Origin of the sequence: Pedobacter sp. SG908 (genome assembly GCF_011759615.1) — a bacterium.
In the GTDB taxonomy this organism is placed as follows: domain Bacteria; phylum Bacteroidota; class Bacteroidia; order Sphingobacteriales; family Sphingobacteriaceae; genus Pedobacter; species Pedobacter riviphilus.
In genome coordinates, this window is the sequence record NZ_JAAOYY010000003.1 from 798,681 (window position 1) to 824,795 (window position 26,115).

At 39.2% G+C, this 26,115-nt stretch carries 23 protein-coding genes; 17 read left to right on the forward strand and 6 right to left on the reverse strand.

What is annotated here, in order from left to right; genetic code table 11:
- Window positions 1-42 precede the first annotated feature (42 nt).
- Entirely contained in the window at window positions 43-1,089 is a 1,047-nt protein-coding gene (locus FHT21_RS24020; protein WP_167297228.1) for a beta-ketoacyl-ACP synthase III, read from the reverse strand.
- Window positions 1,090-1,248: 159 nt separating this feature from the next.
- Here FHT21_RS24020 and FHT21_RS24025 point away from each other — a divergent pair, with 159 nt between their 5' ends.
- Window positions 1,249-1,530 (forward strand): ATP-dependent Clp protease adaptor ClpS, encoded by a 282-nt coding sequence (locus FHT21_RS24025; protein WP_029274160.1) that lies wholly within the window; start codon window positions 1,249-1,251, stop codon window positions 1,528-1,530.
- 172 nt (window positions 1,531-1,702) lie between these two features.
- Here FHT21_RS24025 and FHT21_RS24030 read toward each other — a convergent pair whose 3' ends face one another.
- Both FHT21_RS24030 and rsmA read right to left on the reverse strand, forming a co-directional pair.
- Window positions 1,703-2,302, reverse strand: coding sequence for a thioredoxin family protein (locus tag FHT21_RS24030; RefSeq protein ID WP_167297229.1), 600 nt, complete (start codon window positions 2,300-2,302; stop codon window positions 1,703-1,705).
- A gap of 317 nt (window positions 2,303-2,619) precedes the next feature.
- Entirely contained in the window at window positions 2,620-3,405 is a 786-nt protein-coding gene (rsmA, locus tag FHT21_RS24035; RefSeq protein WP_167297230.1) for a 16S rRNA (adenine(1518)-N(6)/adenine(1519)-N(6))-dimethyltransferase RsmA, read from the reverse strand.
- 157 nt (window positions 3,406-3,562) lie between these two features.
- On the opposite strand from rsmA, the gene pdxA reads away from it, so the two are divergent.
- From pdxA to ade, 15 genes are all read left to right on the forward strand, one after another.
- Window positions 3,563-4,642 carry a 4-hydroxythreonine-4-phosphate dehydrogenase PdxA gene (pdxA, locus tag FHT21_RS24040; protein ID WP_167297231.1) on the forward strand — a complete coding sequence of 360 codons (1,080 nt, stop codon included), beginning with the start codon at window positions 3,563-3,565 and terminating at the stop codon, window positions 4,640-4,642.
- A 220-nt stretch (window positions 4,643-4,862) separates the two neighbouring features.
- Complete coding sequence (locus FHT21_RS24045; protein ID WP_167297232.1) at window positions 4,863-6,044, forward strand: MFS transporter; 1,182 nt, start codon at window positions 4,863-4,865, stop codon at window positions 6,042-6,044.
- Between the two features lie 59 nt (window positions 6,045-6,103).
- Window positions 6,104-6,949, forward strand: coding sequence for a sulfurtransferase (locus FHT21_RS24050; protein ID WP_167297233.1), 846 nt, complete (start codon window positions 6,104-6,106; stop codon window positions 6,947-6,949).
- Window positions 6,950-7,193: 244 nt separating this feature from the next.
- Complete coding sequence (locus FHT21_RS24055; RefSeq protein ID WP_167297234.1) at window positions 7,194-7,724, forward strand: DUF177 domain-containing protein; 531 nt, start codon at window positions 7,194-7,196, stop codon at window positions 7,722-7,724.
- Between the two features lie 15 nt (window positions 7,725-7,739).
- Window positions 7,740-7,931, forward strand: coding sequence for a 50S ribosomal protein L32 (gene rpmF, locus FHT21_RS24060; protein ID WP_025143959.1), 192 nt, complete (start codon window positions 7,740-7,742; stop codon window positions 7,929-7,931).
- Window positions 7,932-8,032: 101 nt separating this feature from the next.
- A complete protein-coding gene (gene plsX, locus FHT21_RS24065; RefSeq protein WP_167297235.1) occupies window positions 8,033-8,971 on the forward strand; it encodes a phosphate acyltransferase PlsX in 939 nt (312 codons plus the stop codon).
- 18 nt (window positions 8,972-8,989) lie between these two features.
- Window positions 8,990-9,988 carry a beta-ketoacyl-ACP synthase III gene (locus FHT21_RS24070; protein WP_167297236.1) on the forward strand — a complete coding sequence of 333 codons (999 nt, stop codon included), beginning with the start codon at window positions 8,990-8,992 and terminating at the stop codon, window positions 9,986-9,988.
- A 172-nt stretch (window positions 9,989-10,160) separates the two neighbouring features.
- Window positions 10,161-10,637, forward strand: coding sequence for an acetyl-CoA carboxylase biotin carboxyl carrier protein (accB, locus tag FHT21_RS24075; protein ID WP_167297237.1), 477 nt, complete (start codon window positions 10,161-10,163; stop codon window positions 10,635-10,637).
- Between the two features lie 136 nt (window positions 10,638-10,773).
- A complete protein-coding gene (gene accC / locus FHT21_RS24080) occupies window positions 10,774-12,114 on the forward strand; it encodes an acetyl-CoA carboxylase biotin carboxylase subunit (RefSeq protein WP_167297238.1) in 1,341 nt (446 codons plus the stop codon).
- A gap of 70 nt (window positions 12,115-12,184) precedes the next feature.
- Window positions 12,185-13,066, forward strand: a complete 882-nt coding sequence (gene tatC, locus FHT21_RS24085; RefSeq protein WP_167297239.1) for a twin-arginine translocase subunit TatC — start codon at window positions 12,185-12,187, stop codon at window positions 13,064-13,066.
- 45 nt (window positions 13,067-13,111) lie between these two features.
- Window positions 13,112-13,549, forward strand: coding sequence for a ribose 5-phosphate isomerase B (gene rpiB / locus FHT21_RS24090; RefSeq protein WP_167297240.1), 438 nt, complete (start codon window positions 13,112-13,114; stop codon window positions 13,547-13,549).
- Window positions 13,550-13,576: 27 nt separating this feature from the next.
- Window positions 13,577-15,211, forward strand: coding sequence for a M28 family peptidase (locus tag FHT21_RS24095; protein ID WP_167297241.1), 1,635 nt, complete (start codon window positions 13,577-13,579; stop codon window positions 15,209-15,211).
- A 151-nt stretch (window positions 15,212-15,362) separates the two neighbouring features.
- Window positions 15,363-16,751, forward strand: coding sequence for a LutB/LldF family L-lactate oxidation iron-sulfur protein (locus FHT21_RS24100; protein ID WP_208399026.1), 1,389 nt, complete (start codon window positions 15,363-15,365; stop codon window positions 16,749-16,751).
- 30 nt (window positions 16,752-16,781) lie between these two features.
- Entirely contained in the window at window positions 16,782-18,758 is a 1,977-nt protein-coding gene (locus FHT21_RS24105) for an alpha-ketoacid dehydrogenase subunit alpha/beta (protein ID WP_167297243.1), read from the forward strand.
- Window positions 18,759-18,821: 63 nt separating this feature from the next.
- Complete coding sequence (gene ade / locus FHT21_RS24110; RefSeq protein ID WP_167297244.1) at window positions 18,822-20,459, forward strand: adenine deaminase; 1,638 nt, start codon at window positions 18,822-18,824, stop codon at window positions 20,457-20,459.
- Window positions 20,460-20,624: 165 nt separating this feature from the next.
- On the opposite strand, the gene FHT21_RS24115 is transcribed toward ade, so the two are convergent.
- The 3 genes from FHT21_RS24115 to FHT21_RS25095 form a co-directional block, all read right to left on the reverse strand.
- Window positions 20,625-21,233 carry a SprT-like domain-containing protein gene (locus FHT21_RS24115; protein ID WP_167297245.1) on the reverse strand — a complete coding sequence of 203 codons (609 nt, stop codon included), beginning with the start codon at window positions 21,231-21,233 and terminating at the stop codon, window positions 20,625-20,627.
- A 46-nt stretch (window positions 21,234-21,279) separates the two neighbouring features.
- Window positions 21,280-21,657 carry a GxxExxY protein gene (locus FHT21_RS24120; RefSeq protein ID WP_167297246.1) on the reverse strand — a complete coding sequence of 126 codons (378 nt, stop codon included), beginning with the start codon at window positions 21,655-21,657 and terminating at the stop codon, window positions 21,280-21,282.
- 67 nt (window positions 21,658-21,724) lie between these two features.
- Complete coding sequence (locus tag FHT21_RS25095; RefSeq protein ID WP_167297247.1) at window positions 21,725-23,992, reverse strand: helix-turn-helix domain-containing protein; 2,268 nt, start codon at window positions 23,990-23,992, stop codon at window positions 21,725-21,727.
- 463 nt (window positions 23,993-24,455) lie between these two features.
- Here FHT21_RS25095 and FHT21_RS24130 point away from each other — a divergent pair, with 463 nt between their 5' ends.
- Complete coding sequence (locus FHT21_RS24130; protein WP_167297248.1) at window positions 24,456-26,039, forward strand: peptide chain release factor 3; 1,584 nt, start codon at window positions 24,456-24,458, stop codon at window positions 26,037-26,039.
- Window positions 26,040-26,115 lie beyond the last annotated feature (76 nt).

Sequence of the window (26,115 nt, forward strand, 5' to 3'; positions counted from 1 at the left end):
TTTTATCTCAACTTACTTGGCTATTTTCCCTAAACCCTAAACCTACCACCTAATCAGCGCACTGGCCCAGGTAAAGCCAGATCCGAATGCGGCGAGGCAAACCAGATCGCCGTCTTTAATTTTGCCCGCCTCCCAAGCTTCACATAAAGCAATAGGAACAGAAGCGGCCGTAGTATTGCCATATTTTTGGATATTATTAAAAACCTGGTCATCATTTAGTCCCAACAACTGTTGCACATACTGGCTGATACGCAAATTGGCCTGATGTGGCACCAGCATATCAATATCTTTCTCGGTTAAATTATTTGCAGCTAAAGCTTCTTTAATTACTTCAGGAAATTTTACAACTGCCTTTTTAAAAACTGCGGGTCCATCCATATATGGCAAAGCTGCGCCACTTTCTAAAATTTCGGGTGTCATAAACAAGCCACCCAATTCCTGCTCAGGATAGGCTGGTTTATCTTTCAACCACTTATTGGCATGAGAACCCGGATAGTACATGGCCAGAATTTCGGCATCGGCGCCATCGCTATGTAAATGTGTACTTAAAATCCCTTTCCCGGGTTCATCCGTAGGCTGTAATACAACAGCACCGGCACCATCGCCAAAAATGACCGATACATTACGGCTGCGGGTTTCAAAATCCATCGCGAAAGAATGTTTCTCGCTCCCCACTACCAGTACATTTTTATACATGCCTGTTTTGACAAACTGATCGGCCACCGAAAGTGCGTATACAAAACCAGAACATTGGTTGCGAATATCTAAAGCACCGATCTCGCCCATGCCCATTTCTCGCTGTAGCAATACACCACATCCAGGGAAATAATAATCAGGGCTGAGCGTGGCAAAAACAATAAAATCGACATCCTTAGCGGTAATCCCTGCCCTCTCTATCGCAATTTTAGCGGCCTCGATACCCATTGTAGTGGTAGTTTCTTCGTTCCGGTCGGCAAAACGGCGTTCCTTAATACCAGTGCGCTCCTGAATCCATGCATCGCTGGTATCCATAAAACGGCTTAAATCATCATTGGTATATATATTTTTCGGAACGTAGTAACCTATTCCGGCTATTTTAGACTGGTGCATACTCGCTGTTTATTATAATTTGGTTAAACAAAGTTAGTTAATTAAAAAAAGATATGGGCGGTGCAATTTGAGACATAGAGATTTCATCGCAATATCCTAAAATCTAATATCTCTGGTTTAATAGATCAAATCTTCTAAATTATTGTTTATTTTTGCACCATGTCTACAGAAACCAAAGAAGAGACCTTTACGCTCGAAGAAATTTTAACTTCCTTAAAAACCGTACATCGCCTTATTTTGTGGAATGATGATATCAACACTTTCGATCATGTAATATACTGCATGATGAAATATCTGGATTATAACGAATCGCAAGCTGAAAAAATTGCCTGGAAAGTACATAATGATGGAAAATGCCCTGTTTTAGAAGGATCATTTACCGAGATGGAAGTTTACCGCAAAATTTTACAGCAGGAAGGGTTAACTGTTTCTGTTGATTAAACCAGAGCAGTTTTTATTTTGTCGTAACGCCATGCTGAATTCATTTCAGCATCTATTTAAGAAGACCCTAAAATAAATTACCTTTAGTGAGCTCGCTTAAGGCTCGGTTTACTGCGTAGTTTTCCGCTGCGCTACAGGTCAGGATGACGACTGCCTAAAATGAACTATAAGATTATAACTCCAAGCCCTTCAAAAGTTCATTTAATCCGGCTTGTGTGGTCTGCGTTTTATCTTTAGCGTACCAGCCATGAAGTTTTTCTGCCAAAATTGGCATATCAGTAATTTCTTTTCTCCACTCTTTTAAAAGCTCCTGCAAAATTTGTGGTCTTGGCCCCCAGGTTCCTAAAACTTGGTCTGCAGATTCATTTAACACAATTAAAACCGGAATAGCCCTTCCGCCATTGGTTAAATGCGCATCAATTAATGGCAAATTTTTATCTCTAAGCACAAATTTCAGATCAATTTTACCTAGTGAAGCAGTTGCGATTTTATTGAATATTGGAACAATCTGTGCAGCATCGCCACACCAGCCTTCGGTAATCACTAAAAACTTATAATTTTCCTTAAGATGACCAATGGTTGAAGTCAACTCATCATTTAAGCTGATCGTCTTATCCACGCGATTCATCCTTTGCACATTCATTTTAGTATAGTGCAAATCGTAAGTTACGTCACCAGTAGCCTTTCCCTCTAACAGAAGTTGATCAATCAATGCACGATAGGTTTGATAATCCATTCCTTGTTCGCTGAAAATTTCGCTGTAATTAACCATGATGTTTAAAATTATGTCGCAAAGGAAAGGAGAAATTAGCTTAAAATAATCATGATTTTGCAAGAAAAAGCATGCGTACGATTGCGCAGATTTTGATATTGCGTGGCTTTACGGCCAATAACAAATTGGCAAATTCACCAATCTATCACCCTAAAACTTGCATTGTTTCCCGTTAATTAAACCCGATTGGAATGTAAAGCCCGTAAACGAGGTACGAGTGCGGACTTGGAATGAAAAGCGGGGCTAAAGGAACCGAAGACAACAGAAACCTGCTTTCCATATCTAGAAATTAAGTACAAGCCCAAATGGAATATTAGCTAAGCTCCCATTAACTTACTCACATGCTGTGTTAAAGCCACAAAATCTGCAACAGTTAGCTGCTCGGCACGCTTCTCAAAATAAATATGATCGTCCATTTTATCTTTAGGCATCACCGCAGAAACAGCATTACGCAAAGTTTTTCTCCGCTGGTTAAAACCTGCCTTAACCACCCGCCAAAATAATTTTTCATCGCAATCTAAAGCTTCCACTTCATTTCTGGTTAAACGGATCACTGCTGAGTGCACTTTTGGTGGTGGGTTAAATGTACCCGGTTTAACCGTAAACAGGTATTCAATTTTATAATAGGCCTGAAGAAACACACTCAAAATACCATACTCTTTGTTACCTGCTGGGGCTGCGCAACGTTGGGCAACTTCTTTCTGAAACATACCCACCATTTCTACAACCTTGTGGCGGTTATCTAAAATCTTAAATAAAATCTGTGATGAGATATTGTATGGAAAATTACCAATAATGGCAAATTGTCCTGGAAAAATGGCGTCGAAATCGAGTTTTAAAAAATCGCCATTAATTAACCGATCGCCAAGCTGCGGGTATTTTTCATTTAAAAAATGGAAAGACTCAGTATCAATATCGACAAGATAAGTTTCTAAGTCTTTGCGCTGCAGCAAAAAATCAGATAAGATTCCCATCCCCGGCCCTACCTCTAAAACCTGATTATATTTATCGGTATTCACCAAAGCCTCAACAATGCGGTTAGCTATGCCTTTATCGGTTAAAAAATGTTGCCCTAAATGTTTTTTCGCTTTTACTAAACTCATAACCCCAAACCCCTAACTGGGGCTTTTAAAAATTAAAATTGTTAGCAAAGATAGGCTTATTATTTCTTTGCAAATCACTTTCAATACTTTGCGGTTTCATTTTTTTTAAAGGGTTTAAACGAAAATCAGTAATTTGCGCTAAAATTTTCAGGTAATTATGAGCAATAAACTTAAAATTGGCATCAGTATAGGCGACGTAAACGGCATAGGTTTAGAGGTAATTATTAAAACATTATCTAATCCTGCCATTTTAAATTATTGCACTCCAATTGTTTATGGCCATACCAAGGTTTCATCTTTTCATAGAAAAGCGAATAACCTGGGCGATTTCAGTTTTAATGTAGTTAGCCATGCTAACCAGGCACAGCCCAAAAAGGCAAACATGATCAATTGCTGGGAAGAAGATGTAAAAATCGAATTGGGTCAGGTTACGGCAACGGGAGGAAAGTATGCTCTTTTATCACTAGAGCGTGCAACAACCGATCTGGTAAACGGCGATATCGACGCCCTGGTTACTGCTCCGATTAACAAACATAACATTCAATCAGAAACCTTTGCTTTTCCTGGTCATACCGAGTATCTACAGGAAAAAAGTGGAAGTAAAGATGTACTGATGTTTTTGATCAGCGAAAATTTACGCGTAGGTGTTGTAACAGGTCACATTCCCGTGAAAGACGTTCCAACGGCGATTACCAAAGAAAAAATTACCAGCAAATTAAAACTGATTAACGAAAGTTTAAAAAAAGACTTTTGGATCGAAAAACCAAAAATTGCTGTTCTAGGCTTAAACCCACACGCCAGCGATAATGGCTTATTGGGCACCGAAGAGGCTGAAATTATTACACCTGCTATCCAAGAAGCCTACGATAAAGGTATCATTTGCTTTGGTCCATACCCTGCTGATGGCTTTTTCGGCAACGGCAGTTACAAACAATTCGATGCAGTTTTGGCGATGTACCACGACCAGGGTTTGATTCCTTTTAAAACTTTAGCTTTCCATAATGGCGTAAACTATACCGCCGGTTTAAATTTCGTTCGCACTTCTCCCGATCATGGAACAGGTTACGATATTGCGGGTAAAGATCTAGCGGATCCGACTTCATTTACTGAAGCTTTGTTTTCGGCCATCCACATTGTAAAAAACCGCCGTGAGCAAGAAGAAATGCTGGGCAACCAATTACGCACAGGCGGAAAAGTGGTTGAAACACAGTTTGATATTAAAGATGATGCTTCTTAGGAGATGGAAGGTTTTTAGAGCAGAAAGACTAAAGCTGAAAGAACAAAGGTGTATTAAACTTAGATGTATTTAGGTGTCTTAGGTAGTCGATTTTTTTTGCAAAGCAAGGCCTGTTTTTCATCGGTTTCGAAAGCCCTGCTTTCCCTACAAGCCCAATGAAGAATTGGGGCTTTTCGTCCAATCAGGTTTATTTTAGTTAAAATTGTGCACCAAACTAAAAATGAACAGCACTAAAAAAACCAGTTACATATTACCTATAATCGTCATTGCGCAGTTTCTTTGTACATCACTGTGGTTTGCAGGCAATGCAGTATTGCCCGATATTGTTAAAAGCTTCCCGACTGAAACGAATCTATTAGCTAATCTCACCAGTATGGTACAGTTTGGTTTCATCAGCGGCACTTTAGTCTTTGCGTTTTTTGCCATTTCTGATATTTTTTCACCCTCGAAAGTGTTCTTTATCTGTGGCATTGCAGCTGCGTTGTTTAATCTGGGCATCTGTTTACAGTTACCCGATGTCCGTTTATTGTTGCTTTTTCGTTTTTTAACTGGTTTTATGCTGGCTGGAATCTATCCTGTTGGCATGAAAATAGCCTCCGACTACTTTAAAGATGGATTAGGGAAATCCTTAGGTTTTTTAGTTGGCGCTTTGGTTTTTGGCACCGCATTTCCTCATTTATTAAAAAACTTTACTACAGATTTCGCCTGGCAATATGTAATTTTTGGCACATCTGCTTTATCGCTGACCAGTGCGTTTGCTATTTTGTTGCTGGTTCCAAACGGTCCATTTAGAACTGCAGGGCAAAAATTCAATTTCCGTTCTTGTTTTAATGGCTTCAAAAATCCGCATTTTCGATCTGCCGCTTTCGCTTATTTCGGCCACATGTGGGAACTTTATACCTTTTGGGCTTTTTTACCAGGCATGCTGTTGCTTTACAATACTAAACATGTACATGCAACTTTAAATATCCCGTTGTTTTCGTTCTTAATTATAGCATCAGGAGGTTTATCCTGCATGATTGGCGGTTTGCTCTCGCAAAAATTTGGTGCAAAGCGGATTGCCACTATTGCCTTAACAATATCGGGCCTATGCTGCCTGCTCACTCCTGTTTTTCTATTCAGTGGCTCAGTTTATCCTTTTCTTATATTCTTATTTTGCTGGGGTTTATCCGGCACAGCCGATTCGCCTTTGTTTTCTTCTTTGATTGCCAAAAATGCGCCCGAAAGTTTAAGGGGAACATCATTAACACTGGTAAATTGCATCGGTTTTGCCATCACAATTATCAGCATTCAGGCAGTTAATCTTTTATCAAAACAACTTAATGTTCAATATCTTTATATGGTATTAGCTATTGGTCCGGTTTTGGGATTATGGGCCTTGGTTGGCAAGAAAACAGATTAGGCCAGATTTTCCAAAATCTCTTATATTGCAAAAGCTTTAAGCAAAAACAGTATTAGATTATGGAAAATAAATTATCACCGATCATAAAACCCGAGGAATTAACCTGGCTAAACCAGGACGAAGAAATTGTAATTATCGATGCGAGCGCTGGCTCAAAAGCCAGGTATGATGAGCAGCATTTAGCGGGTGCGCTTTTCGCAGATGTAAATAACGATTTAGCCAAAATAGGCGATTTTGCCATTGGCGGGAGGCATCCTTTACCTACTTTCGAGCAATTTTCAATTGTTTTACAGAAATTCGGTATCACAAAAGACAGCCATGTACTTATTTACGACGATAAAAATGGCGGTAACGCAGCTGCAAGGTTTTGGTGGATGTTGAAAGCCATTGGTCATGAAAAAGTACAGGTTATTGACGGTGGCTTTCAGGCGGCTCTAAAAGCGGGTTTCCCAACTACAAATAAAGTGGAAATTCCAAAATCTGTTGATCCTTATGAAGTAAAAGCATGGAATTTACCGCTGTCGGATATCAACGAAGTAGAAAAAGTTGCCAAAACCGACGATTACATTGTGATTGATGTACGCGATGCCAACCGTTTTGCTGGCCTCACTGAGCCTATCGATTTAATTGCAGGGCATATTCCAGGAGCGGCAAACATCCCCTATACCGAAAATTTAGATGCTACGGGCGCTTTCTTGGCCCCAGAAATATTAAAAGAAAAATATGCTGAAGCTTTGGCGCATGTTAAACCCGAAAATGTAATTGTACATTGTGGCTCGGGCATTACCGCCTGCCATACCTTATTGGCTATGGATTATGCTGGCCTACCTATTCCAAAACTTTATGTAGGCTCATGGAGCGAATGGAGTAGGAATAACAAAGAAATGGTATTGGCCGATTCATAATTTTCGTTAGTCGAGATTTGAAATCCCGACTCGATGGACAGTGGATTTACAATCCACATAATGAGTAAAAATCCTTTATTCTAAGTCGGGATTACAAATCCCGACTAACAAGAAAACTAAAAGGTCTTGCAGTATTTCAATTAACATTCTGAAAACCTGTCCGATTAACATCAACAATTTTTAAAAAACATTTTTAATCTAATTATTTTATCCCTACATTTGCAGGCTAAAATTTTACAGTACTTTGAACCCACTAAAACAATTTTCATTACCGTTTACCGGATTAAAATTGGGAACTCATCAGTTTGATTATGAGCTTGATGATCGCTTTTTTAACGCATTTGAGTATTCGTTAATTAAAAGCGGGAATTTAAAAGTAGACCTGGAACTTGAGAAACAAGAGACCATGTTGCTTTTAAAATTCAAAGTTATAGGTACAGTTAATTTAGATTGCGATAAATGTTTATCTGAGTTTCCGCTACCTATAAATCTTTATGAAAGGCAGATTGTAAAATTTGCTGAAGATGAACTGGAGAGCGATGATGAAGAAATTATTTCGCTAAGCCGTAAAGATACCGAGATTGATATATCTGGTCCTTTATACGAAATGATTAACGTTGCGGTACCTTATATCAAAAACTGCGAGCAGGCAGATAAAGATTGCGATCAGGAGATGATTGACCGTTTAAATCAGTTATCGATCGAAAAGCAGGCTGAAGAAAATGAACAAACAAGCGACCCACGTTGGGAAGCCCTTAATAAGTTAAAAAAATAATTAGATTATACACCAATGGCACATCCAAAACGGAAAATCTCGAAACAGAGAAAAAATAAAAGAAGAACACACTATAAAGCTGTTACTCCTTCTTTAGCAACATGCTCGGCAACAGGTGCTATTCACGTACCTCACCGTGCTTACAACGTTGATGGTAACTTATACTACAACGGCAAACTGGTTATCGAAAATACTCAGATAGGGTAATTTTCTTAAAAAATTGTTTGTGTTTTCAGCGGCTTTAGTCATACCTTAGTCAACTGAAAAATTCAGGATTACACCTGACTTAACACAAACAGATTTTTTCTATGAAAATAGGCCTCGACATAATGGGCGGAGACTATGCTCCCAAAGCAATTGTTTTGGGAGCAATAGCTGCTCATCAATCGCTTAACGCTGGAGAGCATTTAGTTCTTATTGGCGATACCGAACAGATTAAACCCATTCTTGCAGAAGAAGGTTTTAATCCAGATCATTTTGAATACGTTCATACTGATGAAGTAATTGGTATGGGCGAACATCCCACCAAAGCAATCGTTCAGAAACCAAATTCGAGCATAGCAGTTGGTTTCAACCTTTTAAAAGAAGGTAAAATCGATTCTTTCGCAAGTGCTGGTAACTCTGGGGCCATGTTGGTTGGCGCAGTCTTTAGCGTTAAAACCATCCAGGGCATTATCCGCCCTTGTTTATGTACAATTCTTCCAAAAATTAAAGGCGGTACTGGCTTACTGTTAGATGTAGGTGCAAATGCCGACTGTAAACCTGATATTTTATTACAATTTGGCGTTTTAGGCAGTTTATATGCAGAAAATCTTTTGCAGATAAACGATCCGAAAGTTGCCCTGATGAATATTGGTGAGGAAGATGAGAAAGGAAATATGCTAAGCATGGCTACTTTCCCGTTAATGAAAGAAACCAGCCTCTTCAACTTTGTTGGAAATGTGGAAGGAAGAGATTTGTTTAACGATAAAGCTGATGTAATTGTGTGTGATGGTTTTACCGGAAATGTAATGCTAAAATTAGCAGAATCGTTTTACGTGCTTACCATCAAAAAGGGACTTAAAGATGAGTTCTTCGATCGTTTTAATTACGAACAATACGGCGGAAGTCCGGTTCTAGGTGTTAACGCCCCTGTTGTTATCGGGCATGGAATTTCTAGTCCGCTGGCTGTTAAAAATATGGTTCTACAATCCAGAGAAATGATCACTACGGGATTGGTAGAAAAAATTAGAATGGCATTTAAATAATTTATTAAAATTCTTAAAATGAGTAAAATTCACGCTGCTATTACAGCAGTAAATGGTTACGTTCCCGACTATGTGCTTACAAACGCAGAGTTAGAAACCATGGTTGATACTTCGGATGAATGGATTACCAGCAGAACGGGAATTAAAGAACGTAGAATTTTAAAGGGTGAAGGTTTAGGTACTTCTGATATGGCTGTTCATGCTGTAAACGGTTTACTTAAAAAGAGAGGAATTGATGCAAAAGAAATTGAACTGATTATCTTTTGCACCACTACACCAGATTTCACTTTCCCTGCAACTGCAAACGTTTTAGCCGATAAAATTGGCGCTACAAATGCCTGGGGTTACGATTTACAGGCCGCTTGTTCGGGCTTTATTTTCGGACTTTCGACTGGAGCATCATTCATTGAATCAGGAAGGCATAAAAAAGTTTTAGTGGTTGGTGGCGATAAAATGTCGTCGATTATCAACTACGAAGACCGTACAACCTGTATCATTTTTGGTGATGGTTGTGGCTGTGCCTTATTAGAGCCAAATGAAGAAGGTTTTGGCATTCAGGATTCTATCTTAAGAACAGATGGTTCAGGTAGAGATTTCTTAGGAATGAAAGCCGGAGGTTCAGTTAAACCTGCAACCCACGAAACCATTGATGCCAGAGAGCATTTTGCGCACCAAGAGGGGCCAACGGTATTTAAATTTGCCGTAACCAATATGGCAGATGTTGCTGCCGAAATTATGGAACGCAACAGCTTAACTGCTGATGATGTTGCATGGTTGGTACCACACCAGGCCAACAAACGCATCATCGATGCCACAGCAAACCGCATGGGGGTTACAACCGATAAGGTAATGATCAACATTGAACGTTATGGAAATACAACCAACGGAACCATTCCTTTATGTTTATGGGAGTGGGAAAGCAGGTTGAAAAAAGGCGATAACATCGTTTTAGCTGCATTCGGTGGCGGCTTTACCTGGGGTTCGGTATACCTTAAATGGGCTTACGACTCTGAATAATTGAGTTGAACGCCTGGAGTTGGGAGTTAATCAGTTGCACGATAAAACATCATAGCCATTAACTATCAACCATTAAACCATCAACCTTAAGCGGTTGCAAAGAAAAATAAAACAAAAAAAGTATAACTTAGTTAATTCAATAAACACTATTTTTTACATAAAAGCCTAAAAAATGGATATCAAACAAATACAGGAACTGATTAAATTTGTTTCTCGTTCTGGAGTAAATGAAGTTGCTATTGAGCAAGAAAATTTCAAAATCACGATCAAAACAAACCAAGCACCAACAGTTGTGCATGCTACAGTACCTCAAGCTCCGCTTGTACAGGCTGCTGCCCCTGTTGCCACAGCTCCTACTGCTCCAAATGCAGCAACACCTGCTGTACCAGTTGCAGAAGACACTTCAAAATACATTACTATTAAATCGCCAATGATCGGTACTTTCTATCGTTCAGCTAGTCCAGAAAAACCAATGTTTGTTAATGTTGGCGATGAGATTAGCACAGGTAAAGTAGTTTGTATTATTGAAGCAATGAAACTTTTCAACGAGATTGAAAGTGAAGTTTCAGGCCGTATCGTTAAAATATTGGTTGATAATGCATCACCTGTAGAATACGATCAACCGTTATTTTTAGTAGAACCTATTTAAAGATTGACGTCACCCTGACCTGTAGCGCAGCGAAAAGCTACGAAGTAAATTTATTTCAGGGTCTTCTTTTTAAATGGATGCTGAAATGAATTCAGCATGACGATTATTTTAGAACAGAGACGAAACGTAAAAAATTATGTTTAAAAAAATACTAATTGCCAACAGGGGTGAAATCGCTTTGCGTATTATCCGTACCTGTAAGGAAATGGGCATCAAAACGGTTGCTGTTTACTCTACTGCAGATCGCGAGAGTTTACACGTACGTTTTGCTGATGAGGCTGTTTGTATTGGCCCCCCACCTAGTAAAGATTCTTATTTAAATATCCCAAATATTATCTCGGCTGCAGAATTAACTAATGCCGATGCCATACACCCAGGTTATGGTTTCTTATCAGAAAATGCTAAGTTTTCTAACATTTGCCGTGAGTATAACATCAAATTTATTGGTGCTACCCCAGAGCAGATTAATGGCATGGGCGATAAAGCTTCTGCAAAAGAGACCATGAAAATTGCCGGTGTTCCAACCATCCCAGGATCTGAAGGCTTGCTTACCAGCGTTAAAGAAGGTATTGCAATTGCCAATGAAATGGGCTACCCGGTTATCTTAAAAGCTACTGCGGGCGGCGGTGGACGTGGTATGCGTGTAGTTTGGAAAGATGAAGATTTCGAAAATGCCTGGGACAGTGCACGTCAGGAATCTGGTGCAGCATTTGGTAACGATGGTTTATATTTAGAAAAATACATTGAAGATCCACGTCACATTGAAATCCAGATTATCGGAGATCAGTTTGGCAAAGCCTGCCACTTATCAGAACGCGATTGTTCAATCCAGCGCCGTCACCAGAAATTGGTAGAAGAATCTCCTTCTCCTTTCATGACTGACGAACTCCGCCAGAGAATGGGTGAAGCAGCAATTAAAGGAGCAATGGCTGTAAATTATGAAGGAGCAGGTACAATCGAATTTTTGGTTGATAAACACCGTAACTTCTACTTTATGGAAATGAACACCCGTATCCAGGTAGAGCACCCAGTTACCGAAGAGGTAATCAACTTCGATTTAATTAAAGAACAGATTAAAGTGGCTGCCGGAATTCCGATTTCAGGTAAAAACTATACCCCTGAAATGCACGCTATTGAGTGCCGTATCAATGCAGAAGATCCGGCAAATAACTTCCGTCCTTCTCCAGGTAAAATTACGAATTTCCATTCGCCAGGTGGCCATGGTGTTCGTGTTGATACCCACGTTTATGCTGGTTATTCAATTCCTTCGAATTATGATTCGATGATTGCAAAATTAATCTGCGTGGCCCAAACCCGCGAAGAGGCCATTTGTACCATGGAGCGTGCGCTTAGCGAATTTGTAATTGAAGGGATTAAAACGACCATTCCTTTCCATTTACAGTTGATGAAAGATCCTAACTTCAGGGCAGGTAATTTCACTACGAAATTTATGGAAACATTTGAATTTTCGGAATAATATAAACTATTTCTATATTTAACACGTAAATACCATTCTATTCAAATAGAATGGTATTTTTGTTTTCAACATGAGCGACACTAAAAAAACTTCACTTACAAAAGCTATCGGGCAAAGGAGCACCACTTTAGAGGCAGAAATGTCTTTTTTCGATCACCTGGATGTTCTCCGTAAACATTTAATCAGAGCCGTAATTGCCATTGCCGTTTTTACGGGTATCGCTTTTTACTTCAATGAAGAGATTCTTGATAAAATAATTTTTGGCCCGAAAAAACCTGATTTCTGGACATATCGCATGATGTGTAAGCTGGTAGAACACTTCCCGTCATTAGGCAAGGATATGTGTATTACCAAAATTAATGGTGAAATTATCAATACCGAGATGGCCGGCCAGTTTAACCTGCAATTAAATGTTTGTGTAATGTGCGGTATTGTGGTTGGCTTTCCTTATTTATTGTGGGAAATCTGGCGTTTTATTAAACCGGCATTACATGAAAACGAACGTAAATCGGCCAGTGGTTTTGTATTCTTCGCCTCGATACTCTTCATTATTGGTATCTTTTTCGGATACTTTGTGGTATGCCCACTATCAGTTAACTTTTTAACAGGTTATACGGTAAGTGCCGAAATTAAAAATACATTCACAGTTGATTCGTATCTGTCATCTGTTGCAACTTTAACTTTAGGCACAGGGATTATCTTCGAACTTCCGGTTATTATTTTCATTTTGTCGAAACTTGGGTTGATGACACCAAAACTGATGAGATCGAGCAGAAGGTATGCTGCAGTTATCATCTTAATCATTGCCGCTATCGTTACGCCAACACCTGATATTATGACAATGCTAATTGTAGCTACGCCATTGTTCTTGCTTTATGAGCTGAGTATTTTTGTTTCGGCCTACATAGAAAAAAAGAAGAAAAAGGCTGATGCTGCTTTCTACGCTAACTAACAAAAACATTACGAATAGATTTTATAATTCTCTATAAATTTGACAATGTCTGATACAAAAATTAAAATTGCTATTGGAGCGGATCACGCTGGGTTTGAATACAAAGAAATATTAAAAGATTTTTTACGGGATTACGAAGTAAAAGATTTTGGTACTTACTCAGAAAATTCTGTTGATTACCCAGATTTCGCCCATCCGGTTGCCGCTGCTGTAGAAAATGGAGAATTTACCTATGGGATTTTACTTTGCGGATCGGCAAACGGTGTAGCCATCACCGCAAACAAACATCAGCACATCAGAGCAGGTTTATGTTGGGAGAATGAAGTTGCTTCTTTAGTCCGCAAGCACAACAACGCAAACGTTTTGTGTATACCTGCCAGATTTGTTTCGGAAGAACTGGCTAAAGAGATTACCACAACTTTTTTAACTACTGAATTTGAGGGTGGTCGTCACCAGAACAGAGTTGAAAAGATTTCGTGTTAACAAGAAACTTAACTAACTATTATCATAATGAACAAAAAGTTTTTAACCCTTGGCTTGGTATCGCTTGTTACCGCAAGTTGCTTCAGCCAAATTAAGCCGCTTAAACCTAATCCTGATGCGATAAGGTTTAGCAAGGCCATTAACTCAGAGAACGCTTACAAACATCTTTCTGTTTTAGCATCTGATGAATATGAAGGCCGCGAAACAGGTACAAAAGGTGCCTGGATGGCCGCAGATTATATCCGTGATTATTTTAAATCTTTAGGTTTAAAAGCACCTGTAAATGGCAGCTATTTTCAAAAAATCGATTTGGTAAATGTTACCTTAAAAGAAAGCCATTTAACGGTTAACGGTCAGCCTAAAGAATATCAGAAAGATTATGTTGTTCTACCAAACTTAATCAGCGATAACGGTTTCACTTTTTCAACCGATCAGATTGTATTTATTGGTTACGGAATCAAAAAAGACGGCTATAACGATTTTGCCGGAACTGATATTAAAGGCAAAGTGGTAATGATGTTCAACGGCGGCGATCCGACAATTAAACCGGGCACCAGAATTGATAGGGCCGCTTACCGTGCTATGCTTGAGGCAAAGGCTAAGTATTTTGCAGAAAATAACGTTAAAGCCATTATCCTGATCGATCCGGCTGTTGATAGAATTACCGAAGATACCAAACAATCCCAAAATAAAGGTCGTGTAATCGTAAAAACAAACGCCGCTATCGAAGCACAAAAACAAAACGATATTCCGCGCATTTCGATATCTGTCGCTTTGGCAAACGAGCTGTTAAAAGCCTCGAACACTACGGTAGCCGATCTGCAAAAGAAAATAGTCGATAGTCAGGCGCCTGCCTCGCAAGTATTAAATGTACCTTTTTCTGCAAGTGCTGCAAAAACAGAAACACCAGTTAGATGCGAAAACGTGCTCGGTTATCTAGAAGGTTCTGATCCTGTACTTAAAAAAGAAGTATTGATCTTAACCGGCCATTATGACCATATTGGCCTGGTAACTGATCCAGATGCAAAAGATAAAGTAAACAACGGAGCAGATGATGATGGCTCAGGAACTACGGGCGTATTATTAATGGCAAAAGCATTTACAGATGCAAAAAAAGCCGGAAAAGGCTCTAAACGCAGCATCTTATTTATGACTGTTGTTGGTGAAGAAAAAGGACTTTGGGGTTCTGAATGGTATTCTGAGCATCCGGTTTTTCCTGTAGAAAATACCATTGCTGATTTAAATACCGATATGATTGGCCGTACTGGTGAAGAATATTTAGGCAAACCAGATTCGGCAAACTATATATATTCGGTAGGTTCGAAAATGTTGAGCAGCGATTTGGCCAACATCAGCGAGCAGGTTAATGCCACTTATACTAAAATGAAACTGGATTATAAATACGATGATCCAAAAGATCCTGAGCAGATTTATTACCGTTCAGATCATTACAACTTTGCTAAATTGGGCATTCCTATTATCTTCTATTATGACGGCATGTTGCAGCAGGATTACCACAAACCAGGCGATGAAGTAAGTAAGATTAATTTCCCACTTTTGGCGAAAAGAGCAAAACTAACCTACTTTACCGCATGGGAATTGGCCAACAGAGCTAAACGCCCGGCCGTAGATATGGACGGAAAAGGAAATCCAAAGAAATAATAATTCAAAATACTTAGCCTCGACAAAATGTCGGGGCTTTTTTATGCACAATAGCTTTTCGCGCCTGCATAAATTCCTATCTTTGATGTGATAACGAAATAGCTAAAAACTAAAATCAGTTAATATTCGTTACCCTATTACAAAATAACTATTGATGAATATTGCCGAGGAATTTTTAGAGAAATCTGACGAGAAAGCTTTCGATCTGCCGCATCGTAAAACCATAAATTATAATATTGGGAAATACAATGCAGCTGTTGAACGGGGTTTATCAAAATTCGAAAATTTAGAGGCATCCAAAAAAAAGGCACACGTAATTAAATGGCGTGTAATGGAAAACCTTGACAAATTCTTGCCAGAGTTCGAATCAAATTTCCAACGCCGCGGCGGTAAGGTAATCTGGGCCAATGATGCTGAGGAAGCTCAACAGGAAATCCTCAACATCATCAAAAGAAACAACGGCAAAACAGTTATCAAATCAAAATCGATGACTACCGAGGAAATCCACTTAAACGATTTTCTGGAAAAAAACGATATCGAATCTTTAGAAAGTGATTTGGGCGAATATATCGTTCAACTGCTTGGTCAGGCTCCATACCATATTGTTACTCCCGCCATGCACTTAAGTGCAACAGATATTGCACAGTTATTTCACGATAAATTTGGCACACCTATCGATGCCACTCCCCCTCAGCTGGTACAAAAAGCAAGGGAATTACTCCGCGATAAATACTTAAATGCTGATATCGGTATCAGTGGTGGCAATTTTTTAATAGCCGATACCGGAAGTATTGCCTTGACGGAGAATGAAGGTAATGCGCGTTTAAGTACCACTTTCCCAAAAATCCATATTGCCATAGTAGGCATCGAAAAGGTAATTCCTTCTATAACAGATCTTGATCTTTTCTGGCCTTTACTGGCATCACATGGAACCGGTCAGAACTTAACGGTTTACAATACCATTTTAAGTGGTCCACGCCAACCTAATGAAACAGACGGGCCAGAAGAAATGTATGTGATTTTGCTGGATAATGGCCGAACCAATTTATTGGCACAAAAAGATCAAAGACAAGGCTTGTATTGCATCCGTTGCGGTGCGTGTTTAAATGCTTGTCCGGTTTATAAAAATATCGGTGGCCACACTTATAACACAACCTATAGCGGGCCAATCGGCTCGGTAATCACCCCTCATTTAAAGGGCATGGAAGAATTTAAACACTTAAGTTATGCTTCTAGTCTTTGTGGTAAATGTTCTGAGGTGTGCCCGGTAAAAATCGACATCCACAAAATGCTCCTGCTAAACCGAAGAGATGCCGCCTCAGGACATGAAAACGGCAAAAAAGAGGAAATTGGTTGGAGCATGTTTAGCAGAATGATGCAAAAACGCAAGTGGATGGATTTCTTTGGTGGGAAATTTAAAAATTTTATGCTTAGCACTTTCTTTAAAAAGAGTTGGGGCAAATACCGCGAAATGCCAAAAGTTGCCGATAAATCTTTTGCTAAACAATGGGAAGAATTGAAAAAAAATAAGGAGTCTTAAATCAGGACTCATTAGTCAAAATAACCAGATATGCAATTTAACAGAGGAGATAAAGACAACGAGTTCCTACTGAACTTATATAGAAGATTGCTTTACCCTCGGATGGTTGAAGAAAAAATGCTCAAGCTTTTGCGCCAGGGCAGAATTGGCAAGTGGTTTTCGGGTATTGGCCAAGAAGCAATAGCGGTTGGCAGCACCCTAGCCATGCAAAGCGATGAGTACATTTTACCCATGCACCGTAATTTGGGCGTTTTTACTTCACGCGATATTCCTTTAAAAAAATTAATGGCCCAATGGCAAGGCAAAATTACTGGCTTCACCAAAGGCCGCGACCGCTCTTTTCATTTCGGCACGCAAGAATATAAAATTATTGGGATGATATCCCACCTTGGCCCCCAAATGGCCTTAGCCGATGGTATCGCACTGGCAGATGTTTTACGCAATCAGCCTCACGCTACTTTGGTTTATACCGGAGAAGGGGCAACCAGCGAAGGCGATTTTCATGAGGCAGTAAATGTTGCCGCAGTTTGGAACCTTCCCGTTATTTTTCTGATCGAAAATAATGGATATGGCCTGTCTACTCCAAAATCAGAACAGTTTAGGTGCAAAAACCTGGTGGATAAAGCCATTGGTTATGGCGTAGAAGGCATTCAGATAGATGGAAATAATATTCTGGAAGTTTATAACACCATTAATCAACTGGCCATGGAAATCCGGAAAGATCCAAGGCCTGTTTTAGTAGAGTGCTTAACTTTCAGAATGCGCGGACATGAAGAAGCATCTGGTACCAAATATGTCCCACAAGAACTTTTTGATGAGTGGGGCAAGAAAGATCCGTTAAGTAATTACGAAACCTATTTAATTGAGCAGGGTGTTTTAACATCGGATTCAATTATCGACATCAAAATCCAGGTTAAAAGAGATATTGAGCTGGAAGTTGAAGAAGCTTTTAACGAGGATGAGCCTATTGCTAATGCCAATCAGGAAGAGGTTGACATGTATTTCCCTTACACACAACAGGTTATCCAGCCTAATCCATCTTCTATTGAAAAAAGATATCTGGATGCGATAACCGATGGTTTGGATCTGGCTATGCAGAAATACCCCAATCTGGTTTTAATGGGACAGGATATTGCCGATTATGGTGGGGCTTTCAAAATTACAGATGGTTTTACCACTAAATATGGAAAAGACAGAGTGCGTAATACCCCTATTTGCGAATCAGCCATCGTAGGTGCAGGTTTGGGTCTATCCATAAATGGTTATAAAGCAGTTGTAGAAATGCAATTTGCCGATTTTGTGACTGTAGGCTTTAATCAGATCGTGAATAACCTGGCCAAAACGCATTATCGTTGGGGCGAAAAGGCCGATGTAGTGGTACGCATGCCCACAGGCGCCGGAACAAGTGCTGGGCCATTTCATTCACAAAGCAACGAAGCCTGGTTTACCAAAACCCCTGGTCTTAAGATTGTTTATCCTGCTTTCCCCGAAGATGCAAAAGGTTTGCTATTGGCAGCGATTGAAGATCCGAACCCAGTGCTTTACTTTGAACATAAATACCTCTATAGAAGTTTAATTGCTCCAGTTCCTGATGGCTATTATACTACAGAGATTGGTAAAGCAGTTCAGCTTGCCGAAGGAAATAAATTCGCAATCATTACCTATGGGCTAGGTGTACACTGGGCTTTAGATTACTTAAAACAGTACCCTGAAAGCGGTGCTACATTAATTGATCTCCGTACATTACAGCCCTGGGATAAAGAAGCTGTAAGGGCCGCTGTTAAAGCAACCGGAAGGGTTTTAATTTTGCACGAAGACACCTTAACAAATGGTTTTGGTGCTGAATTATCGGCCTGGATCGGAGAACATTGTTTCTCTTACCTCGATGCACCAGTAATGCGCTGTGCGAGCTTAGATACCGCAATTCCTATGAGCAAAGTACTAGAAGAAGATTTTTTAGCTAAAGCAAGATTAGCAGAAACGATTAATAAATTATTGAAATATTGAGAGCGGTTTAGAACGCAATCGTCATGTTGAATTTATTTCAGCATCTTTAAAAACAAAAAATACATGGGCACTTTCAAAGTCGAAGGGAATATCATCAACATCACCAAGCGAAATATTTTTTTTGGCGAAGTAGCAGTTGAAGGTGGAAAAATAAAATCAATCACCAAAATTTCTGAACAGAAAGAAGGGGCGCATTTTATCTCACCAGGCTTTATCGATAGCCACGTGCACATCGAAAGCAGTATGCTAATCCCAAGTGAATTTGCGCGATTGGCGGTTGTTCATGGAACGGTATCAACCATTAGTGACCCACACGAAATTGCCAATGTTTGTGGAATGGAAGGCGTAGAGTTTATGATTGAAAATGGCAATACCGTGCCTTTTAAATTTAACTTCGGTGCCCCAAGCTGTGTTCCAGCTACCATTTTTGAGACGGCTGGAGCTGAATTGGATCATGATGATGTAAAGTCACTTCTAGAACGTCCGGAAATAAAATATCTGAGCGAAATGATGAATTTCCCTGGTGTGCTTTACAAAGATGAAGAAGTTTTAAAAAAGATCGCGGCTGCACACCACCTAGGTAAACCTGTTGATGGACATGCCCCGGGTTTACGTGGCGACGCTGTTCAACAATACATCAACGCCGGAATTTCTACCGATCATGAATGTTTTACCGCCGAAGAAGCATTGGATAAATTACAGCGCGGTATGAAAATACTAATCCGCGAAGGAAGCGCGGCCAAAAATTTTGAGGCGTTGATTGATCTACTAAACGATTGGCCGGAAATGATGATGTTCTGTAGCGACGATAAACATCCGGACAGTTTAGTCGAAAATCATATTAATCAACTCTGTGCAAGAGCAGTAGAAAAGGGAATTGATATTTTTAATGTATTGCAGGCAGCCTGTATCAATCCTATTCTTCACTACAAATTAGATGTTGGCTCACTCCAGATCAATGATGATGCAGATTTTATTATAATAGAAGATTTAAAAACATTCAAGGTTAAACAAACCTATATCAATGGCTTATTGCTAGCCGAAAATGGAAAAACAGTTGGCAATTGGGTAAAACATGTAGAAGATCGCGAATCGGTAAACCATTTCGATTGCAGCTTGAAAAAGGAAGAAGATTTTATTTATCCGTTTACCGGACAAAAAGAAATTCCAGTTATTGAAGCATTAGATGGGCAATTGATTACCAACAAAATATCTGCTAAACCGAAAATTTTAAATCAAAATGTTATTAGTGATCTGGAGAACGATGTTTTGAAAATGGTGGTAGTAAACCGCTACCACGATGCACCTATTGCAATATCCTTCGTAAAAAACTTTGGCTTAAAACAGGGTGCCATAGCCTCAAGTGTTGCACACGATAGTCATAATATTATTGCAGTTGGAGCCGATGATAAAAGCATCTGCGAAGCTGTAAATTTAGTGATCAAAGAAACCGGAGGTGTGGTGGCACTGGGAAATGGGAAAGAAGAAGTTTTGGCTTTACCAGTTGCCGGGTTAATGAGCAATCAAAATGGCTACAAAGTGGCAGAAAGTTATACTTCAATAGATCAGTTTGCGAAAGATTTAGGCTCTACTTTGCTTGCCCCTTTTATGACGCTTTCTTTTATGGCCTTATTGGTAATTCCACATTTAAAGCTTAGCGATAAAGGTTTATTTGATGGGGATGAGTTTAAGTTTGTGTAAGGCGTTCGTCACCCTGACCTGTAGCGCAGCGAAAAGCTACGAAGTAAATTTATTTCAGGGTCTTATTTGTTAACCAAAAGATGCTGACCATCAAGTAGCTACAAGGCAATTGAAAAACACTATTTCCACTTGTACAACAAGTTCAGCTGAACGGTCGCGAAAAAATTATTCCACTACAAAAACCTCGGCCAAAGGGTTAAACAGGTAAACCCGTTTGTCATCTAAACAAATACATCGGTACCGCTTCCTAATCCGTTCGCCTTTGGTAAAACGCCTGCCATCTTTAATTTTAAAAGTGGTATTAATCGGCAATTGCTCTAAATGTAAAGTCTCGGTTTTATTGCTGTCGTATTTTTTTAAGGCACGTGATAAATGCAGGTCAGAACAACTGGATGCCGCAGGATTCGACATATAATTATCAATTGCTTTGTGGATATCGGCTGGAAAGATATTCATATCAAAAAAGGGAATCATCATCCGCTGGAAGTTCTTTTTCCATTCTGTTCCATGCGGTTTTACTTTATTCTTGAAATCGTTCCAGGTGAGCAAATGCGCAAACTCATGTACTGTGGTAACCAGAAAAGCATAATGATTGAGATTGAAATTCACCGAAATACGATGGCCTTTGCCTTGATAAGGATGGCGGTAATCGCCCAGTTTTGTAGAACGGGTTTTGGCTATCTTAAATTCACATTGAAAATAATCAATCCACTTTGCAATTAACGGTGCCGCTGGTTCGGGCATGTACTGTGCTAAAACTTTAACCTTTTCCATTTAACCGCAAAGTTCGCAAAGTTTTCCCCAAAGAAACAAAGAAAAATTATAAGCCATTCACTACACGTTTTAATCCATCCTTTAACCTAATTACGTTAAAATTCATCAAAAGACCTAATTTGTAATTACCTAACTTCATATAAGTTAATGTTTGAGCCAAATGAATCTCGTTAAATGCTTCTATACTTTTCAATTCTAAAACCAATTTGTGTTCTACTAAAATATCAATTCGATATCCACAGTCTAGTTTTACCTCATCGAAAATTAAAGGCATTATCTTTTCCTTTTCAACAAATAATCCTGCCTTGAGAATTTTATAATACAGACATTCTTTATAGGCGCTTTCCAACAGACCAGGACGTAAAGCACTATGAACTTCTATTGCTAATCCGATTACAATTCTTGATAATTCATTCTCATCCATGTCCTTGAGTTTGCTTTTGCGCCCTTTGCGTTTTTGTCCTTAGCGATCTTTGCGGTTAAACCTAAGGTTATTCCTCTGATGGAAACAACGATGCCAGCACGAGCTTGATCTCACCGAAAGAATAATCTTTACCTAAAAATTCCCTTATCGTAGCCATCGATTTTGTTTTTTGGCTCTCCACCGCATCGCTGATGTTTCTGATTTTATTGGCCTTTACCAGTTTGGTCACATCCAATTGTTGCGTAGAAACGTAATAAGCCAAATGCCCCTCAATGGTACCGGCAGAAAAGCCACGTTCCTTTGCAATTTCGTCGATGGTTTTCCCTTGCTCATAAAGCTCGAAGCTCACTAACTTGGTATCAATCTTTGGCTCTTTTTTCTTTTTCTCTGCTGCAGATTTTACTTTGAGCGTTTCTCCTTTTAACTGGATCGCTTTTTGGAGCTGATTGTTTCTTTCTACCGTATTCAACAGTGCATCCGTATCGGCTTTGCTAAATTCTTTACCGGCAATAAGTGCTTGCAACAATGCTTTACTTTTATGCATTTTTTTTAGTTGCTCATATACCAAAATTTCGAGTTCCAACAGTTCTGTAACGTATGTTTTAATTTGTTTTTCTTCTTTTATCACTTCAATTTGAGCCAGAAAACGGTCTGAAATCTCTTTTACCAGCGGATTAAAATATTTTAAGGCAGCCTCTACCCTTTTCGATACATTAAATAAAGTGTGTTCAGTTTGCTGTGCAAACAGGTTTTTCAGCTGATTTACAAATGTATCGGCCGTAGCCGTTATTTTTTGAAAGTCGGTATAAATGGTATCGGTCCAATCTTCATGCCTTTGCTTGGCCGATTTTTCACTTTTATCAAATGTCTGACGGTGTTCTTTTAAGTAATAGCGGATCAGATTCAGATCGAATGCCGCAAGCAAATAGCTGCGGATAAAAGTATAACTCTCTATACTGATCTGCTCGTTGAGTACCTCTGAGGGCTGTTTTGTTTTAGAGAAATAATGCACATTCTGATCCTGTTGCAAACCACTATCGCGTAGGTGAGAAGTCAAAACCAAACCCTTTAACGAACGTAAGCGCGATAAGGCTACATAGGCCTGACCAGGCGCAAAGGCATCCCCGACATCAATAATGGCCTTATCAAAGGTTAAACCCTGACTTTTATGTACGGTTATTGCCCAGGCCAGTTTTATGGGGTATTGAATAAACGAACCAGCTACATTTTCCTTAATCTCATTGGTCGCTTCATCCAGTTTATACTTGACGTTCTCCCAGGTATAACGAGAAATCTCAATAACTGTCCTATCCTCAGGAAGTTCAATTTCGATTATATCTTTCTCAATATGGTGCACTACCCCTATTTTGCCATTGTAATACCTTTTCTCGGCAGTCATATCATTTTTAATGAACATGACCTGTGCGCCAACCTTTAACTCTAAACTTTTATCATTCGGGTAAGCATATTCATTAAATTCGCCTTGAATTTTTGCCTCAAAAAAGTAAGATTTGGTCTTTAACTGGGCCAACCTTTCGCGGTTTATACTATCGGCCTTATTGTTGTGTGTAGTTAAAGTGATGTAATTTTCATCGGCCGCAGGTTTAAAATCCTGTTTGAAATGCTGTCTGAGTAATGCTGTATCTTCTGCGGTGATTTTATTGTTCCGCAGGTTATTGAGCAGATCAATAAAAACAGTGTCATCCTGACGATAAATTTTATCCAGTTCGATATAAACCGGTGGATTATCCTGCAATGCTAGTGCATCGAAGAAATAAATGCTTTTATAAAATTTGGCCATAATGCGCCATTCATCATTTTTTACTACTGGCGGCAATTGGTGCAGATCGCCGATAAACAAGAGTTGTACTCCTCCAAAAGGAACATTTCTGTTCCGGCGGACATACCGCAAAGCAAAATCGATCGCATCGAGCATATCTGCGCGCAGCATACTTACCTCATCAATCACCAATAACTCTAATTCCTGCAACATGCGGCGTTTATTGCCCTGCATGTTTAAATGTTTTACTAAAGTTTTAGGCGTATTAAAGTTGAAGTTGATATTTTCATTGATCAAGCTTCCGGCTGCATCTGGGAAGAAAGCCCCAAAAGGGAGCTGAAAAAGCGAGTGAATGGTTACTCCTGATGCATTGATTGCAGCGATACCTGTTGGTGCTACAATTAAGGCTTTTTTATGCGTAAGTTTAATCAGTTTCCGTAAAAAGGTGGTTTTACCCGTACCTGCTTTTCCGGTCAAAAAAACATGTTTTGAGGTATAATTAACAAATTTAGCCGCAATTTCTGCAGGCATAGAAGTTTCTTCCAAAGTGGGCATCGGCAGTAAAATTTTAGTTTACAATAAACGGAGGGATGAATAAAGCTAAACATTTTAGCACAAAATTAAACAATGATTGGGGAGAAATTTTAAATTTTATTGGATAATTTTCGGTTTAAGCCCTGTTTAGCCGATAAAGTATTTAATCAACGGAAATAAAACCCTCAATAGAATTACTAAAGAAGCAACCTAAACCTGACACGAATGGTAGCCTCCATCCCGATTTACATCGGGATTCAATCGGGACTATAGTGTATGGCAGGGCTGCAATAAGAAAAGAACAATTGCCACTGCTTTTCAAAAACAATAAACATGCAACCTATTTTCAATTAAACAATTAACCTATTCAAACTTTAAGCAAATTCCTTATCTTTGCGGCCTGATGAAACAACAATATTCAAATCTTATCGCTGTTAAATTCCTTTAACAAGGTTTCATCATCTTTTATATCCAAAATTTTATTATGCTTAACCCTGAAATAGAAAAACGTAAAACCTTTGCCATTATTAGTCACCCAGATGCGGGCAAAACCACACTGACAGAAAAATTTCTGCTTTTTGGTGGTGCTATTAATACTGCTGGTGCGGTAAAAAGGAACAAAGCGAACCAAAGTAATACCTCCGATTTTATGGAAATCGAAAAGCAGCGTGGTATCTCAGTTGCAACTTCGGTAATGGGTTTCGAATACAGTGGCAAACGCATCAATATTCTGGATACGCCTGGTCACAAGGATTTTGCTGAAGATACCTATAGAACTTTATCGGCGGTAGATAGTGTAATTCTGGTGGTAGACTGTGTAAAGGGTGTAGAGGAACAGACTGAGAAACTAATGTCGGTTTGCCGTATGCGTAATACACCAGTAATTATCTTCATTAACAAAATGGACCGTGAAGGTAAAGAGGCTTACGATTTATTGGATGAAATTGAAGAGAAACTAAACATCAGCCTTTGTCCACTTTCGTGGCCTATCGGCCAGGGGCATACCTTTAAAGGCGTGTACAGCATTTACAACAAACATTTAAATTTATTTAATTCTGATAAAACCAAAGTAACCGATTCGGTTGTGGCAGCGAGTGATTTAAATGATCCTTCTTTATTAAATTACCTAAAAGAAAACGAAATCAATACGTTGAAAGATGATGTTGAATTGGTTGACGGTATTTATGGTAAAATTGATAAGGATTTATATACCGATGGTTTGGTTGCACCTGTATTTTTTGGGAGTGCGATTAATAATTTCGGGATCAAGGAGCTTTTGGATACCTTTATCGATATCGCACCAAGTCCGAAACACCGGGAAGCTGAAGAACGTGATGTACTGGTTGAAGAGAAAAATTTCAGTGGCTTTGTATTTAAGATCCACGCTAACTTAGATCCAAAACACCGCGATAGGATTGCCTTTTTAAGGATCTGTTCTGGCAAGTTTGAACGCAATAAATTTTATTACCATACCCGCCAGGATAAGAAACTGAAATTCTCTAACCCGATGGACTTTATGGCGAACGAAAAAAGTATTGTTGAAGAAGCCTGGCCAGGTGATGTAGTAGGTTTATATGATAGTGGCAACTTTAAAATCGGCGATACTTTAACCGAAGGTGAAAAACTGCAGTTCAAAGGAATTCCTAGTTTCTCTCCCTCTATTTTTAAAGAGGTTGAAAATATGGACCCAATGCGCACCAAACAATTGGAAAAAGGTATTGAGCAGTTAACGGATGAAGGTGTTGCACAGTTATTCGTAATGCAACCTGGAAACAGGAAAGTAATCGGTGCGGTTGGTGAGCTCCAGTTCGAGGTAATCAATTTCAGATTAGAGCACGAATATGGTGCAAAATGCCGTTTCCGTACTTTAAGTTATACCCGTTCGAGCTGGGTAACTTCTACCGACAGAAAGAAATTGGATGAATTTGTGAAACGTAAGCAACAGCACATCGGTTTCGATAAAGAAGCCAATCCAGTTTATTTGGCTGATAGTGAATATATGATTAATTTAACCAAACAGGATTATCCAGATATCGAATTCCATAAAACGAGCGAATTTAAAAGTTAATCTATAGTCTAGAGTCAGAAGTCCGGAGTCGGAAGTCGGAAGTCCAAAACACATAAAAAAGCCTCACCAGATTTCA